This window comes from Robertmurraya mesotrionivorans, assembly GCF_050971805.1.
Taxonomy (GTDB): domain Bacteria; phylum Bacillota; class Bacilli; order Bacillales; family Cytobacillaceae; genus Robertmurraya_A.
The window spans coordinates 49,343-61,135 of sequence record NZ_JBPCCH010000011.1 but is presented as its reverse complement, the minus strand read 5'-3'; the positions used below and the strand labels follow the sequence as shown (position 1 = coordinate 61,135).

Below are 11,793 nucleotides of genomic sequence, written 5' to 3'. Positions count from 1 at the left end.
CCCCTCCTTTTTTCACAGCATGGACTTAACGCTCTATTAGTAATTCAATCAACCAGCAATCACGATACTCTCCCTCATGTAATTCATGCTTCGGAAGCAATTTTACTTTTTCAAATCCACATTTCTCGTAACATCTTAATGCCCTTTCATTACGAGTCTGTGGATCCATTATGATTTTAGCAGCACTTTTTTGGGTAACTAAGTAATTAACCATAGTATGTATAAGAAGGGTTCCAATTCCTTTATTCCAGAATTCCGTTTCACCAATAAATTGATCCATACCAAACGTTTTCTCCCTCTCGTCTTCTACTGTATACGTTTGAATATATCCTATTGGCAGGTCTTCATATGTAAAAATATAACGGGAGAGACCTTCCTCTTCTAGAAAATAGGTTTCCATCACTTGCTCTATTGTAAAAGGTTGATCTCTACCTTCGTAGTATTCTAGTACAGTTGGGTTTGAAAGCCATTTTGATAGATGACCCACATCTTCTTTACCGAGGGGACGAATTGTTAGTTTACCGTTTTTAATTTCCACCTTTTCTCCTCCCTCCACAAACCATATATTACCATAAATAAAACCCAAATCTGGCTTAAAAGATTTGGGTTTTGTTTTCTTAGCTATTCTTTTTTGGTACTTGTGCCGGCTTCGGCATATCGCCTTCGGTCATTCCCGTTAATTCCGTTCGATTCATATTACTATTGTCTTTTCCGGCACCAGGTAAAGTATTTGCCATTGGTAATTGTTCCAGTTCCTTTCCTCTTGGCAAGATTACCACCTCCCTTGTCATTTATTAACATGCACCCTTTCTCTTTGAATACACAGTAAAAAGAGATAAAATTTCATGTAACACATCCAATTAAAAAAGAACCAGACCCCATCAGGCTGATTCTAAAGTTCGTATCCAAACTCAATAATGGTATAAAACATGCGATATCCAAGGGATTGGTATAGTGAAATTGCATTTCGATTATCTCCAAACACTCCTAATGTTGCTTCTGTATTCCCTTTTTCCTTTAGAAAAGTAAATGCTTCAGTAATTAATGCCTTTGCTATGCCCTTTCGTCTCCAATTAGGTAATACAAAGATATTTTCAGTGGCACTTCTCTCTTCTCCGAGTCCCCATGTCATAACACTACCCACTACATTATTTCCGTCAAATGCCGTAAACGTATCCCATTCTGCGCCAGACTTTGTCCATCTGAGATGATTCAAGCTCCAACAAATCCCGTTTGGATCACTAGCAGCCTCTGCACGCAAATACATTTCCTGTTCTTCTTGAGTCTCCATTTTCCAATTCATTACATTAATATTCGGTGGTAGAGGAAATTGAGGGATTGGTTTTGTTAAATCTCTTTTCATTATTAAATGATTTTGTTTCGCTATAAATCCTTTTGATAAATAAAAATCCATCTCCTCTAAATCATCAGAAGAAATCGTATGTGTAAGAGTAATTTTTTTATTGGGGTATTGGCTTCGAATCTTTTTAGCTCTAATGATAACTGCAGTTATTAACTCATCCACTGCTTCTTGTGGAACTGTCGTGTTCTCATTTATCGCTAAATCCATCTGTAGCTTAAATTCAAAGTCCAAAGGCTTGTTCGAATTTTCGATTAAGCTCCAAGACTGATCGGGAGCAATATGTGCGGAAGCGAGAACTTCTCCCTCTTCACTAACGGCACAGAAAATATTATCTGAAGTATAGTCCCCATTGTATCGATAAGCTAACATTGAAATAAAATCAAACTTGGCAATTTGATTTGCATCGTGTTCCTCATAATTTCTAATTATATATGGCTTCTTCACTCTCTCCATATGTACATCCTTTCATTCCCAAATCTCTATTAATAATTATTCGCCATATAATATAAGAATTCCTGTCCTCTATGTGTCAATTTGCATTAAATGTCCACCCCACACGGACAAAACCCCAAAAACTGTTCACGAAGGGTGTCTGTCACCGCAAAAGGTGAAAGATTTTATTGACAGTGGGGTGAATGCGTTTTATATTTAATATATCCGATACTGATAATCATTATCAATTAACTAATTATATACATAAGGAGGTTTCCAATGGTTCGCCTATATACTGACCAATTATCCGTTGCTTATGGAGAACGAACGATAGTGAAAAACCTCAGCATCCATATACCAGATAAAAAAATCACGACCATTATTGGTTCAAATGGCTGTGGAAAATCGACGTTGCTTAAAGCCATTACACGAATAATTGCTCAACAATCTGGGACAGTCCTTTTAGATGGAGAGGATATTGCTAAACAGCAGACAAAAGAACTAGCTAGAAAGATGGCCATACTCCCTCAGTCACCTGAAAGTGTTGGTGGACTTACAGTCGGAGAGCTTGTCAGCTATGGACGGTTTCCTTACCAAAAAGGGTTTGGCCGCTTAACAAAACGAGATTTTGAAGTAATCGATTGGGCTCTTGAAGCTACAGGAACCATGGATTTTAAGTTCAGACCGGTTGATGCCCTTTCTGGTGGACAAAGACAACGGGTATGGATAGCCATGGCACTTGCTCAGGAAACCGATATTATTTTCCTGGATGAACCTACCACATATTTGGACATGGCTCATCAGCTTGAGGTTCTAGAGCTGTTGCAAGAGTTAAACCAAAATGAGGGACGAACTATTGTCATGGTTCTACATGATTTAAATCAAGCCGCTCGATTTGCCGATCATTTGATCGCCTTAAAAGCAGGCGAAATTGTAAAAGCAGGAACTTGTGAAGAAGTGATACAACGTGATGTGTTGCGAGAAGTGTTTCAAATTGATGCTGAAATTGGCAGAGATCCACGGACGAATAAGCCAATGTGCATAACCTATAACCTGCTTAAAGGGAATTCACAAAATGAACAACACATGGTTACCACGCTTACTCCCGTAAGTGTGAATTACTAATGCTACGCCTATTAAATAGAGTTCTTTACTAAGAGTTTTCTTGAAAAATAGTTTACTTATGTAGAGGAATTCATCAACGAATTCCTCTCTTTCTTTTGAAATGTAAAAAGTGAGGTGACTAGATTGCTACATAATAACAAACCTATATCGTTTTTCTTCAAATGCATCGTTGCACTTTTTTTATTTATAGTCATGTTTAGCATTGCAATGGTTTTCGGAGCTGCCGATACAAATTTCAGGGATGTTTGGCTGGCCTTATTATCCAATCAGACAAGCGAAAAAATATTAATTTTACAAGAAATTCGATTGCCACGGGAAGTTGCTGCGATAGTAGTTGGTGCAGCCCTAGCTGTATCCGGGGCAATCATGCAAGGAATGACACGAAATCCGCTTGCTGATCCAGGTTTATTAGGTCTTACTGCTGGTGCGAATGCAGGATTAGCGATAACCATCGCCCTGCTCCCCTCCGCAAATTACTACGGAATCATGCTTGCTTGTTTTATTGGTGCGGCTGTTGGAGCTCTGCTTGTTTTCGGCATAAGTGCAGTAAAAAAAGGGGGATTCTCTCCTTTCCGTATCGTTTTAGCTGGATCAGCAATATCTGCCTTTCTTTTTGCTATTTCAGAAGGAATTGCTATCTTCTTTAAAATCTCAAAAGATGTATCGATGTGGACGGCTGGAGGAGTGATTGGAACCACCTGGGGCCAACTTCAAATAGTAGTCCCGTTCATTATTATCGGAATCATTCTTTCCATTTTTCTTTCAAGGCAACTAACTATATTAAGTTTAAATGAAGAAGTGGCGGTAGGCTTGGGCCAGAATACGACTCGTGTAAAAGCCTTTTTATTTGTGATTGTCATCGTTCTTGCTGGGGCTGCTGTATCCTTAGCTGGTAATCTAGCTTTTGTTGGTTTACTGGTTCCCCATATCGTGCGGGCAATTGTCGGAACGGACTACCGCTTTATTCTTCCGATGTCGACCATTTTGGGCGGAACATTTATGCTCCTCGCTGATACCATTGGTCGCACATTAAATTCACCTTACGAAACACCTGTAGCGGCCATTGTTGCCATGATAGGGCTCCCCTTCTTTTTATTTATCATTCGTAAAGGAGGGAAAGAATTCTCATGATTCATCAAAACCTTATAAAAAAACAAAGATCCATAGTGATTGCTCTGCTCGTACTTATCCTTGGAACTATGATAGTGAGTTTAAGTCTTGGTTATTCTTCTGTTAGCTATGATCGAATCATACCAACCTTATTAGGGAATGGCTCGTTTAAGGAAGAATTTATTCTCTTTGACATCCGTCTGCCCCGCATTGTCATTACCTTGTTAGCAGGAATGGCTCTCGCACTATCCGGTGCCATTCTTCAAGGAATTACACGGAATGATTTAGCTGACCCAGGCATCATCGGAATAAATTCTGGGGCTGGAGTTGCGATAACTGTCTTTTTTCTATTTGCACCAATCGACGTAGCAACATTTGCCTACGCCATTCCGATCCTTGCATTTTTCGGAGCTATCCTTACATCAGCACTTATTTATATCTTTTCTTATAAAAAAAGTGTTGGCCTTCAGCCTGTACGATTGGTATTAATTGGGGTCGGTTTCTCGATGGCACTTTCTGGAGCTATGATCGTTCTTATTTCATCTGCCGAACGTGCTAAGGTAGATTTTATTGCAAAGTGGTTGGCAGGAAATATATGGGGCACTGATTGGCCATTTGTATGGGCCATTCTTCCATGGCTACTTGTGCTGATTCCCTTTACTTTATACAAGGCAAATCGCTTAAATATTTTAGCCTTAGGTGAGTCCATTTCTATCGGAGTAGGGATTTCGATTGAGAAGGAAAGAATCACTTTATTAATTACAGCTGTTGCATTGGCGGCGTCTGCCGTTTCCGTGACAGGAGGAATAAGCTTTATTGGTTTAATGGCCCCACATATGGCAAAAGCGATGGTTGGACCGAGAAACCAGTTATTTATTCCCGTGGCACTTCTAGCAGGAGGATGGTTATTATTGTTTGCTGATACCATTGGGCGAAACATTATTGAACCTGAAGGAATTGCTGCTGGTATCATGGTGGCCCTTATTGGAGCACCTTATTTCTTATATCTTCTACTAAAAAAATAAACAAAGACCCTCTTTTTTATGAAAGAGGGTCTTGTATTTGTTCCATGTACTCCCTTAAAGTAATTTCACCTGAATAAAACATACATCATCTTGAAGTTGTTTTGTTTTCAGTTCCTTTGACAAATGGAGAAAGAGATTTTTATCCTTCTTTTTTTTCTTCTTTAATTCAGCAAATGAGGTATTCAAATACTCTAAGAGACCGTCAGTGTAAAGAAACAACTCTGTCTTATCTTTATAATAGAGAGTTTCCGCTTGAAATTGATGATTTGGAAGAAAGCCCACAGGTATTTCATTGGAGGAAATTTCTCTTAGCCTTTCCCCTTCCTCGAGGATAAAAGATGGATGTCCCGAATTAATGTAATCTATGCTTTTGTTTTTCATATCAATCAAGAGCACAATACATGTAAAGTACATTCTTGTCATTCTCTCATTTTCGCCTTCTGAGAATAAATCAAGCATATGTTGATTGAGTCTATTTAAAATATAGGTAGGATGGCAAGTGTCATATTTTAAAATCGATGTAAGCTCTGCATTAATCGACATCGTTAGCAAGGAAGAAGCAATTCCGTGCCCCATCACATCCATAATCATAACAAAATACAGATCATCATCGATTTTCTGCCATTTATAAAAATCACCACCAAGTTCATGAGACGGAAAATAAGAACCATGGATCGTGATTGATTGTTCTTCAATATCCTTGCTTAGTATTAATTGCTGAATGGTACGAGATAAAGAAAATTCTCGCTTTAAATCAAGTTCTAAAAGCTTTTTCTTCGTTACATCCATTTGAATTCCAATAAAATGACTGACCTCTCCTTGTTCAGTAAGAACTGGATTTATACAGACCTCATTCCAAAAAGTAGTTTGATCTTTCCGATAATTCAATATCTCTACCTTAACTTCTTCCTGATTCGCCACTTTTTCTCTAATGACCCTTTTTGTATCCTTACTCGTTAATGGGCCTTGTAGAAACCTGCAATTTCTCCCCAAAATCTCATCTGAACCATATCCAGTTAGACTTTCGAATCCTTTATTGTGGTAAATAATAGGGTTGTCCTCTTGATGTGGATCAGTGATAGTAATTCCTATCCCGGTATGGTCAAGAACGTCCGCCAACAGCTTATTCATTTCTGTTAATTCACTTTTTTGTTTCTTTAATTTTTGTTCCTCTGTGATATCGCGTAAAACAATTTGTAGAAATCCTTCTTCTTTTAAAAGCGTGTACTTTACATTGAATGTTAATGGGTATCCTGCTTTATGATATATATTTACTTGGAATTCATCTGTTTTTTCTCCAGAAAATACAGCAGAGAAAATAGAAAGAGTATATTCTAACGAGTTCTGTTCAAGCGAAATTACCTTTGAAAAGTGCTTGCCTAATAATTCTTCCCGCTTGTACCCAAGCACCTTCTCATAAGATGTATTGACATAGACACAAATACCGTCTGAATCTAAGACTGAAATTAAATCCGGGGATCCTTCAATTAATGACTGATAAAAGTTTTTATTCATTTTTCTAACTCGAATAGTAATGTTAGTTTTCTTCCACCGTCAGAGTAGGAGATATGCTTTGCACACTTTTTCATAATGGCAATTCCTCTTCCCCTCGTGCTCGATAATGTTTCTATAAAATATTGATCAGGATCTTTAACCGACATGATTTTTTCTTCGTGATTGAATCCTTCCCCGTTATGCTCAACTGCTACAATGATTTCACTTTCGCTTATTTCTGTTGTAACCGTAATAACCAATGAAGAATTGCTTTTTATGCCGTGTTCAAATGCATTATTTACCGCTTCTCGAATAGAGTACATAACCAAATGTAAATTTTCCGCTGTATAGTTACCTATATAATCTTCCAATTCCCGTTCAAGAATCTCGTATTCTTCATATGTTGATATCTGTATTGATTTTTGCATGTTCTTCTCTTCCACTTCCCTTATTACATACAATATAATACCTTCCTCTATTATGAACCAACAATAACCTTTGCTAGTCAATCATTCTTAAAATATAAAAAAGAGAACTTATATAAAAAGTTCTCCCTATCCCACTTAACTATTCTGATGTAAAATAACTCAACTTATGAAGCCTAACAGCTTGGTCTATTTATAACAACTTTGCATATAGTTTAATAGATATTGTGTGAAGGAGTTATTCATTTATGAAAAAATATATGTATTTACTAAGCGTAATTGCTCTTATAGCGCTTGTAGCTTATTTGGAATCTCCAAACTCTACATTCACTCATCCAAATGAAGGAACAAATATGTATTCTTCCATTCCTTCCGTTGAGGATTCCGACACTTCCGAAACAACAGAAGCAAATTCTGATGTAGAGAACGAAGAGGAAGAGGCTGTTCTTGCTTCATTAGAACTAAAACTAGAAAAAACTGAACTCGTGGATGGTTATATCATCGAAACTTATAGGGAATACGAAATCTATAATAATGAAGCTGGTGAAGTAATTAAATCTGTACCAACAGATCATTACGAGTACTTAAAGTACTTAGATGAATAACTTCAAAAGTCATGTATCTAAACACACCTAATCACCCACCCTACTAATGGGAGGTGAAGATGATGGCAGATGAAAGACCAATCGAATATAGTGGAAAAGTTCTTGACGAAAGAAACACATTAACAGGACCTGATAAGGGGAAAAACGGCTTTCCAAAAGCACCGAAGAATGTCCCCATTCGCAATAATCAAAAACAAAGCTAGCCAAGAGACAAATTGGAGAAGACTGTTAAATGCAGTCTTTTTCTCATATCTTCTCTAAATCCCTAATTTCACTAACGCCTGCTTCACTCCCCACACTTGATGCTCATGAAACAATGAGTTTTCAACTTCCGCTATGTTCACCCAAATTGGTTCCTCATCTATTTCAACAGGTTCTTGTACCTTTTCACCAAGTGTAGCCAAGTAAAAATGTGCATGGTTCAAGGTTGGATTTTTCCCCATAGCTAGGTGGTATTTTTGGGCTTGACCCAGATACTCACCCATAAACACCTGAAACCCCGTTTCTTCAAGCATTTCCCTTTGTAAGCACTCCTCGTGATTTTCTTTTTCCTCCAAACCTCCACCAGGTAAAAAGTACCCTCCTCGAGTCGTCCGAATCACCAAAATTTGATCTCTTTTTTTATTGAAAATGATGCTATACACACCAATTCTCGTCTTATACTGAAGATTCCCCCCCTTGTTCCCAAAGACCAAAATTTCCTCCATAATCCTTCTCTACTCCTCATTATTAGGGTATGTATCTTGTAAAAAGTCAATCGACTGCACAATTAATTGTTTTAATACCTCAACATTCACGTCATCAAGTTTATTGATATATACGCAGCCCTTTCCTTGCGTATGTTTTCCAAAGCTTTCAAGAAGCTGTTGTCGATTAGAATCACCAGTAGCAAAATATAAGCTTATTTTTGCTTTTCTTGGAGAATAACCGACGAGTGGTGCTTCTCCCTCATGACCTGACTCATATTTGTAATGGTATTTCCCAAAACCAATAATACTCGGTCCCCACATCTTTGCTTCGTACCCGCTCATAGTCGTAAAAATGTCTAACAATCTATAGGCATCCTCTTTTTTTCTTGGTTGTTCCACTTGTTCAATAAACTCAATCACACTGCGGTCTGTTTCTTTTGTCTTTTGTTCGTACATCATAAAAACCCCTTTCTTAAAAAAATTTACCATTAAATCTAAGGAAAAGCGAATTCTCCAAAAATTTGGAATGTTATGGTATTATATAAGAATTATATATTATAATGTTGTTATGTTTGAGAGGATGTGCTCATATGAGAGAAATTACATTAGGGATTCTAGCTTCTTTGTTTTTTGCTGTTACCTTTATTTTGAATCGTTCAATGGAGCTATCAGGAGGCAGCTGGCTATGGAGTTCCTCGTTACGATACATTTTTATGGTACCCTTTTTATTCATGATCGTCATGTATAGAAGGAATCTAAAACATATGTGGAAAGAAATGCTTTCCAATCCTCTTCCTTGGCTTTTATGGAGCTTTGTAGGATTTGTTTTGTTTTATGCACCTATTACCTTTGCCGCTGCATTCGGTCCAGGCTGGCTCGTCGCTGGTACTTGGCCACTTACCATTGTGGCAGGTGTACTTCTGGGCCCGCTGTTTTATAAAACAGTGGAATCAAAAAATGGACCGATCAAGGTTCGACAGCAAATCCCGATCCAGGCCTTATTCATTTCGTTTTTCATTCTAATAGGTGTTGTACTAATTCAATGGCAGCATGCTCAAAGTTTAACCTTCGAAATTGTGATAGCAAGCACTTTTCCTGTTCTTGTGGCTGCTTTTTGCTACCCGCTTGGAAATAGAAAAATGATGGAGATTTGTGGGGGGAAATTGGATACTTTTCAGCGGGTATTTGGTATGACCCTTGCTAGCCTCCCTTTTTGGCTACTACTCGCTGGAATTGGATATGTTCAAGTGGGGCCACCCTCGACTGAGCAAGTAGCACAGTCATTTATTGTTGCTATTTCCTCTGGGGTGATTGCCACAACATTATTCTTCATCGCTACAGATCGTGTTAGAGATAACCATGATAAACTCGCAGCCGTTGAAGCAACACAGTCGACTCAAGTCATTTTTGTCATTGTGGGGGAAGTCCTTCTTTTATCTACCCCATTACCGAGCACACTCGCAACAATAGGACTATTTATCGTCATGTTCGGCATGCTTTTGCATAGTTTTTCATCGAAAAAGGCGCAAAAGCCAAAGATAAGTGTTAAAAAAGAGACATTTTCTTAAATACACTCAGATTAAAAGATGAGTTATTTGCGATTTTTTTATTTTTTTGCGATTGTAAAAGTTTTTTTGCGATTCTCAGATTTTCTTTGCGATTATAAAAATTTATTTGCTATTTCAAAAATTTATTTGCGATTACAAGCATTTATTTGCAATCCACTCCAGTTATTTGCGATTTCACTCAACCAAACCTGCCAGGTAGTAAAAGCTACCTGGCAATCTTTTTTTCAAAACAAGTAAGTGACAACTGCTCATTCACTTGTACCACCTTTTCAACCGTAAATCCCCTTTTTAAGTAAAACTCGACAGCTGGTTTATTTTCAGATCCAGTAGATACAATGAGCTTCTCAATGCCCTCCACTTGATCTTCAATAAAGCGTAAAAGTTGATTGGCAATTCCTTTTCGAAAATAATTGGGGTTTACTGTCAGTCGGTGTATATCCACAGTCTTTCCTTCCACTTTAAAAGATATAGAACCACAAAGCTCATTCCCTATAAAATAACCAAAAAATTTCTCCCCACAGTTCTGAAGCGTTTCCACCGTATCCTTAAGTGGAGGGATGTCATAAAAATTGATCAACTTTGCCTCCACCATATAGGAGGGGATTTGTAACTTGAGTATGATTTCAGCTACTTCTTTGTCCGTTACATCCAAAGATCTTATCTGTGATACTCTATATTCCACTATTGTTTCTCCTTTACACCTATTTCGACAATATCGCCATACCCTTCCACTTTACCTTCAGTAACAATTATTCCACTTCCATCAAAACAAGCATAAATCTTTTTTCCAGTACGACTCGAATAGTCTCTAAGTTGGGCTAGTTGTGATTGATGCTTGCCCCAATGTGGCATAAACTCAAATGGTACCAATTGCAAGCCACATAAGTCCTCCAACCCTATAGCATTGTTATCAACAAAACCTGCCATATTAATCGTGTCACTCATCATGATAGCACCGGCACTGACTCCTATCAGTGGTTTCCCAGCTTCCACCATCCTTTGAATGTTTTCAATCATCCCACGCGTCTTTAGACGTTCTAGGAACGAGAACGTGTTTCCCCCTGATAAATATACTCCGTCACAGCGTAACAACTCATCCATACGTCGCTCATCGTATTCTTCATCCACATCAAAATAGACAAAGTTGTTGATTCCTATGGAGGAAAAAAACGGCTTACTTTTATTATAATAAATCCGCTCTCTATCCGTTTGGGAAGGAATGTAACCTAGAGTAAATGACTTCCCACCTATTAGTTCTCTCAGACGAAAAACTAAAAATGGATGAAGTTGATCGATATCACTGAGTAGGACTAACCGTTGCATCCTCTACCTCCCCATCTTCCTTCTGTTTTAAATATGTTTCTAGTTCATTGTTATCACGGATAATAATGACTTTATCATCGAATTCTTTTAACAGCTGTATAATCTCTCGTTTACTTACTTTTTCAAAATATGTATTCCAACGAAACATTCGCATAAACATAGAGAAAGATGACTTGTAATTGCTTTTTTCTAGACCTAGTTGCTGGAGAAAATATCTCTTAATGATTCTGTACGTTCGCTTAGAAAAGCGTGTATCTAAAAATATAATTAGTTCTGCATTGACAAAGCTCTCTGTTACCCACTGATAATGCACCCCTTCGTTGATCCACGCATCACTATTTACAATATTTCTTAAATATGCATCTCTTTCCTTTTCGGATCTTCTTATATCACCTGTTTGAAACCTTTTCCATACAACATTATCTAATTCATAATGCGGAATGTTTAAATCCTTTGAAAGTTTTTTCGCAAGAGATGTTTTGCCACTCCCGACAGAACCGATTATATGTATTTTCTTAACCTGCATGTTAATCACTCCGCAATCCCTGTGTCAAAAACCTAAAGTTCCTAGTCACATTATACGATGAAAAGAACATGGTTAATAGATAACAAGAGTGCCAAAAGACACCCTTTA

Annotated in this window: 16 protein-coding genes; 6 read left to right on the top strand and 10 right to left on the bottom strand. The window is 37.7% G+C overall.

What is annotated here, in order from left to right:
• Positions 1-25 precede the first annotated feature (25 nt).
• The 3 genes from ACRX5O_RS16855 to ACRX5O_RS16845 form a co-directional block, all read right to left on the bottom strand.
• The gene (locus ACRX5O_RS16855; RefSeq protein WP_433906995.1) at positions 26-538 is read right to left on the bottom strand and encodes a GNAT family N-acetyltransferase; all 513 of its coding nucleotides are present in this window, start codon (positions 536-538) and stop codon (positions 26-28) included.
• Positions 539-617: 79 nt separating this feature from the next.
• Positions 618-770 carry a hypothetical protein gene (locus ACRX5O_RS16850; protein ID WP_433907069.1) on the bottom strand — a complete coding sequence of 51 codons (153 nt, stop codon included), beginning with the start codon at positions 768-770 and terminating at the stop codon, positions 618-620.
• Between the two features lie 122 nt (positions 771-892).
• The gene (locus ACRX5O_RS16845) at positions 893-1,816 is read right to left on the bottom strand and encodes a GNAT family N-acetyltransferase (protein WP_433906994.1); all 924 of its coding nucleotides are present in this window, start codon (positions 1,814-1,816) and stop codon (positions 893-895) included.
• 258 nt (positions 1,817-2,074) lie between these two features.
• Between ACRX5O_RS16845 and ACRX5O_RS16840 the strand changes: the two genes are divergently transcribed.
• The 3 genes from ACRX5O_RS16840 (at position 2,075) to ACRX5O_RS16830 (ending at position 5,055) form a co-directional block, all read left to right on the top strand.
• A complete protein-coding gene (locus ACRX5O_RS16840) occupies positions 2,075-2,920 on the top strand; it encodes an ABC transporter ATP-binding protein (RefSeq protein WP_433906993.1) in 846 nt (281 codons plus the stop codon).
• A gap of 123 nt (positions 2,921-3,043) precedes the next feature.
• Positions 3,044-4,051: a FecCD family ABC transporter permease gene (locus ACRX5O_RS16835; RefSeq protein ID WP_433906992.1), complete on the top strand. Its 1,008-nt coding sequence runs from the start codon at positions 3,044-3,046 to the stop codon at positions 4,049-4,051.
• Positions 4,048-5,055, top strand: a complete 1,008-nt coding sequence (locus ACRX5O_RS16830) for a FecCD family ABC transporter permease (protein ID WP_433906991.1) — start codon at positions 4,048-4,050, stop codon at positions 5,053-5,055. Before ACRX5O_RS16835 ends, ACRX5O_RS16830 begins: the two co-directional genes overlap by 4 nt.
• Before the next feature lie 54 nt (positions 5,056-5,109).
• Here ACRX5O_RS16830 and ACRX5O_RS16825 read toward each other — a convergent pair whose 3' ends face one another.
• Together ACRX5O_RS16825 and ACRX5O_RS16820 are read right to left on the bottom strand one after the other, a co-directional pair.
• Entirely contained in the window at positions 5,110-6,570 is a 1,461-nt protein-coding gene (locus ACRX5O_RS16825) for a PAS domain-containing protein (RefSeq protein ID WP_433906990.1), read from the bottom strand.
• A complete protein-coding gene (locus tag ACRX5O_RS16820; protein ID WP_433906989.1) occupies positions 6,567-6,977 on the bottom strand; it encodes an ATP-binding protein in 411 nt (136 codons plus the stop codon). Before ACRX5O_RS16820 ends, ACRX5O_RS16825 begins: the two co-directional genes overlap by 4 nt.
• A gap of 245 nt (positions 6,978-7,222) precedes the next feature.
• On the opposite strand from ACRX5O_RS16820, the gene ACRX5O_RS16815 reads away from it, so the two are divergent.
• Positions 7,223-7,579 carry a hypothetical protein gene (locus ACRX5O_RS16815; RefSeq protein ID WP_433906988.1) on the top strand — a complete coding sequence of 119 codons (357 nt, stop codon included), beginning with the start codon at positions 7,223-7,225 and terminating at the stop codon, positions 7,577-7,579.
• A 62-nt stretch (positions 7,580-7,641) separates the two neighbouring features.
• Entirely contained in the window at positions 7,642-7,782 is a 141-nt protein-coding gene (locus ACRX5O_RS16810) for a hypothetical protein (protein WP_433906987.1), read from the top strand.
• A 54-nt stretch (positions 7,783-7,836) separates the two neighbouring features.
• Here the strand turns inward: ACRX5O_RS16810 and ACRX5O_RS16805 are convergent, their stop codons facing one another.
• Positions 7,837-8,286, bottom strand: a complete 450-nt coding sequence (locus ACRX5O_RS16805; RefSeq protein WP_433906986.1) for an NUDIX domain-containing protein — start codon at positions 8,284-8,286, stop codon at positions 7,837-7,839.
• Between the two features lie 9 nt (positions 8,287-8,295).
• The gene (locus ACRX5O_RS16800; RefSeq protein WP_433906985.1) at positions 8,296-8,724 is read right to left on the bottom strand and encodes a DUF1801 domain-containing protein; all 429 of its coding nucleotides are present in this window, start codon (positions 8,722-8,724) and stop codon (positions 8,296-8,298) included.
• Positions 8,725-8,858: 134 nt separating this feature from the next.
• Here ACRX5O_RS16800 and ACRX5O_RS16795 point away from each other — a divergent pair, with 134 nt between their 5' ends.
• The gene (locus ACRX5O_RS16795; protein WP_433906984.1) at positions 8,859-9,836 is read left to right on the top strand and encodes a DMT family transporter; all 978 of its coding nucleotides are present in this window, start codon (positions 8,859-8,861) and stop codon (positions 9,834-9,836) included.
• Positions 9,837-10,041: 205 nt separating this feature from the next.
• Here the strand turns inward: ACRX5O_RS16795 and ACRX5O_RS16790 are convergent, their stop codons facing one another.
• Genes ACRX5O_RS16790 through ACRX5O_RS16780 form a run of 3 tightly spaced genes read right to left on the bottom strand, consistent with a single transcriptional unit; the run spans position 10,042 to position 11,685 of the window.
• The gene (locus ACRX5O_RS16790) at positions 10,042-10,518 is read right to left on the bottom strand and encodes a GNAT family N-acetyltransferase (RefSeq protein WP_433906983.1); all 477 of its coding nucleotides are present in this window, start codon (positions 10,516-10,518) and stop codon (positions 10,042-10,044) included.
• The gene (locus ACRX5O_RS16785) at positions 10,518-11,159 is read right to left on the bottom strand and encodes a Type 1 glutamine amidotransferase-like domain-containing protein (protein WP_433906982.1); all 642 of its coding nucleotides are present in this window, start codon (positions 11,157-11,159) and stop codon (positions 10,518-10,520) included. Before ACRX5O_RS16785 ends, ACRX5O_RS16790 begins: the two co-directional genes overlap by 1 nt.
• On the bottom strand, positions 11,134-11,685 hold the full coding sequence (locus ACRX5O_RS16780) for a P-loop NTPase family protein (RefSeq protein ID WP_433906981.1): 552 nt from the start codon (positions 11,683-11,685) through the stop codon (positions 11,134-11,136). Before ACRX5O_RS16780 ends, ACRX5O_RS16785 begins: the two co-directional genes overlap by 26 nt.
• Positions 11,686-11,793 lie beyond the last annotated feature (108 nt).

Coding starts and splice junctions, on each gene's coding strand:
- ACRX5O_RS16845 (WP_433906994.1), bottom strand. CDS start 1,816: ATGGAGAGAGTGAAGAAGCCATATATAATTAGAAATTATGAGGAACAC.
- ACRX5O_RS16840 (WP_433906993.1), top strand. CDS start 2,075: ATGGTTCGCCTATATACTGACCAATTATCCGTTGCTTATGGAGAACGA.
- ACRX5O_RS16830 (WP_433906991.1), top strand. CDS start 4,048: ATGATTCATCAAAACCTTATAAAAAAACAAAGATCCATAGTGATTGCT.
- ACRX5O_RS16825 (WP_433906990.1), bottom strand. CDS start 6,570: ATGAATAAAAACTTTTATCAGTCATTAATTGAAGGATCCCCGGATTTA.
- ACRX5O_RS16820 (WP_433906989.1), bottom strand. CDS start 6,977: ATGCAAAAATCAATACAGATATCAACATATGAAGAATACGAGATTCTT.
- ACRX5O_RS16815 (WP_433906988.1), top strand. CDS start 7,223: ATGAAAAAATATATGTATTTACTAAGCGTAATTGCTCTTATAGCGCTT.
- ACRX5O_RS16810 (WP_433906987.1), top strand. CDS start 7,642: ATGGCAGATGAAAGACCAATCGAATATAGTGGAAAAGTTCTTGACGAA.
- ACRX5O_RS16805 (WP_433906986.1), bottom strand. CDS start 8,286: ATGGAGGAAATTTTGGTCTTTGGGAACAAGGGGGGGAATCTTCAGTAT.
- ACRX5O_RS16800 (WP_433906985.1), bottom strand. CDS start 8,724: ATGTACGAACAAAAGACAAAAGAAACAGACCGCAGTGTGATTGAGTTT.
- ACRX5O_RS16795 (WP_433906984.1), top strand. CDS start 8,859: ATGAGAGAAATTACATTAGGGATTCTAGCTTCTTTGTTTTTTGCTGTT.
- ACRX5O_RS16785 (WP_433906982.1), bottom strand. CDS start 11,159: ATGCAACGGTTAGTCCTACTCAGTGATATCGATCAACTTCATCCATTT.
- ACRX5O_RS16780 (WP_433906981.1), bottom strand. CDS start 11,685: ATGCAGGTTAAGAAAATACATATAATCGGTTCTGTCGGGAGTGGCAAA.